Origin of the sequence: Pseudoflavonifractor phocaeensis, from assembly GCF_016901955.1 — a bacterium.
Lineage (GTDB): Bacteria > Bacillota > Clostridia > Oscillospirales > Oscillospiraceae > Flavonifractor > Flavonifractor phocaeensis_A.
This window is the reverse complement of record NZ_JACJLC010000166.1, coordinates 1-2187: the sequence shown is the minus strand read 5'-3', so window position 1 is coordinate 2187 and position 2187 is coordinate 1. Positions and strand designations below refer to the sequence as shown.

General features: G+C 47.4%; 3 protein-coding genes. All 3 read left to right on the top strand.

The window, feature by feature from the left end; translation table 11 throughout:
• Positions 1-552: recombinase family protein (locus H6B51_RS16825; protein ID WP_204884751.1), on the top strand; the 552-nt coding region annotated here is incomplete at its 5' end.
• A 15-nt stretch (positions 553-567) separates the two neighbouring features.
• Positions 568-891 carry a hypothetical protein gene (locus tag H6B51_RS16820; RefSeq protein ID WP_204884750.1) on the top strand — a complete coding sequence of 108 codons (324 nt, stop codon included), beginning with the start codon at positions 568-570 and terminating at the stop codon, positions 889-891.
• Positions 892-954: 63 nt separating this feature from the next.
• Positions 955-1296 (top strand): hypothetical protein, encoded by a 342-nt coding sequence (locus H6B51_RS16815; protein ID WP_204884749.1) that lies wholly within the window; start codon positions 955-957, stop codon positions 1294-1296.
• Positions 1297-2187 lie beyond the last annotated feature (891 nt).

Here is a 2187-nt window from a genome sequence, read left to right as displayed (position 1 = left end):
AGTGTGCTTCCTCCCCAATCTAATTTTATAAGAAAGGCGACCGTTTGTCTGCTCTCTTTCATCCCTATTTGTGCCGAGAGCGAAGCGGTCGGCATGGTGATTATGATGTGGGATACAGTCCATCCTGGGGACACAGTAATCATCACCGAGCCATCCCGCCTCTCCCGCTCAGTGCAGCAATTTTGTGAGATCGTGGAGGCAATCAAGTCCAAGCGCATCAGGCTCCAAATCTTAGGCAGCATCACCATTGACTGCCGCAAGGATGATCCAGATCCGATGACTGTGGCCTTTCTCCAGCTCATCGCCGTTTTTAGCGAGCTGGAGTTGAGCATGATCCGGGCCCGGGTACGCTCCGGCGTAGCCAACGCCAGGGCCAAGGGTAAACAGCTGGGCCGCCCTCCCATCACTGCCGATCGAATCCCAGATAGTTTTTACCGATACTTTGCTAAATACCAAATTGGAGAAATAAATGTGAGTGAACTGGCCAGGCTGGCACAGGTAAGCCGCCCCACAGCTTACCGATACCTGTCAGCCATCCAGGCCAGCAAATAAAGGAAGGAAACTAATATGACAGAGTGCTATCGTTATGCTATGGACACCTATGAGCAGATGAACGATGATGAGAAAGCTAAAATCTCCTTGGATCTGCTGTATAACGCCATCTGCTACTATCATGATGATGCAGAAGAAATCGTGCAAAAGCTGTTGTGTATGGATCAACCGGCCCTTAGCAAATTGGAAAAGTCTTTGGCCGATATGAGGAAACGTGTGAAAAAGCTGCATCAGGCCACATTGGCTGCAATGCCTGCCTCGGGGCGATCGATTTTTGCTACCCCTGAAGTGGAGGATATTATCTTTTATCAGATTTCCAATGGTCTGGAAATCAAATAGGATTGGAGCCAACAACAACCAGGTAGTATGTGTACAAGGATTTGATAAGAAAGAAGGATTATAATGGAAAAAGACAACAAGATCAATGTGGAAGTGGAAAAAATTGTAGGGGAAATCAAAGAAGCAGGGCTGGATGTACCCAAGATTAAATGCAGTATCTGCGGCAGGGAGACACCGGCCCATGAGGTATACGCATTGCCGGAGGTATGGCGCCATGCGCGGCAGATGGCATTGTACATGTTGGGTAAGGCGCCCAAGCCTGAGCCGGTGGATGAGCAGGCGCTGGCCGAGAAATATGGATACACCATCCATGATGTGTTTTGCACCGACTGTTGGCTGGATCTTATTTTGGATGGTAGACAGGAGAAGGGCCAATCATATCTTATGTACGAAGAAAAGCGTTGAGATTATAACTTGACAGCAACGGGTCTGTTGTCCATGTCATCTGGCCCGATGCTGGGAGCCATATACCACCCAGCATCGGGCAGGCACCCGGGGCATATGCGCGCGGGTGCGCAAGATAGCTTGACAATGGAGTTTTCTTTGTATGTAAGATAGATGGAGGGAATATCCATGAAGGACATGGAGGATAATACTAAGCTGATTACACTTGATGCTGACCACATTGATTAACCTGGGAATATAATAATTCGGGCCCACCCTGAATGGCGGGCCCGATATTTATTTCAGTACACAGTACTTGTGAAAATTTATTCAAAGCATATAATATATACAGGAGCAGTGCACTAACCCCTATGTAACAATACATCAATTGCGACGATACTGTGTCGTGAGCGCAGTGTGTAGAGGTATGGGGAAAAGTTGCTGGTCATACGCTCCAATCAAATTTGGACCACAGCAATAGTCCCACGGCTATATGCCATCAAGACCTTAACGCACATCGTTCCGTTTAAAAATTTAAAAATAAATTTTTAGCTTCATTAAGAGATGTATTTTGGCTGTTTCTTGACAAAATTGCAATTTTGGTGCAATAAATGGTCTGATTGTTGTATACAACATCGAATTTGGTGAAATAGGATATAAATTTGCCGCATATATATAAATACAGACAACGCCTTGCGGCGCGTGGGAGCCAGGGACACCCGGTTGGAGTAAACCCATCATTCCAGCTGGACTACCTCCATAGCGAGCAGGCTGCATATAGGATCTGCCGGCAGTTGCCGGCGGCGTGGGTCGATGCGTGTACCAGCCCACGATATCAATAACTGGACCAGGTGTGACAGAGCCGCTGCAATAAGTCTGTTCGGGGGAATGCGTGGGCATGGTAATCTAAAA

Bases quoted from the DNA above. Each gene is read 5' to 3' on its own strand.
- H6B51_RS16820 (WP_204884750.1), top strand. From the start codon at position 568: ATGACAGAGTGCTATCGTTATGCTATGGACACCTATGAGCAGATGAAC.
- H6B51_RS16815 (WP_204884749.1), top strand. From the start codon at position 955: ATGGAAAAAGACAACAAGATCAATGTGGAAGTGGAAAAAATTGTAGGG.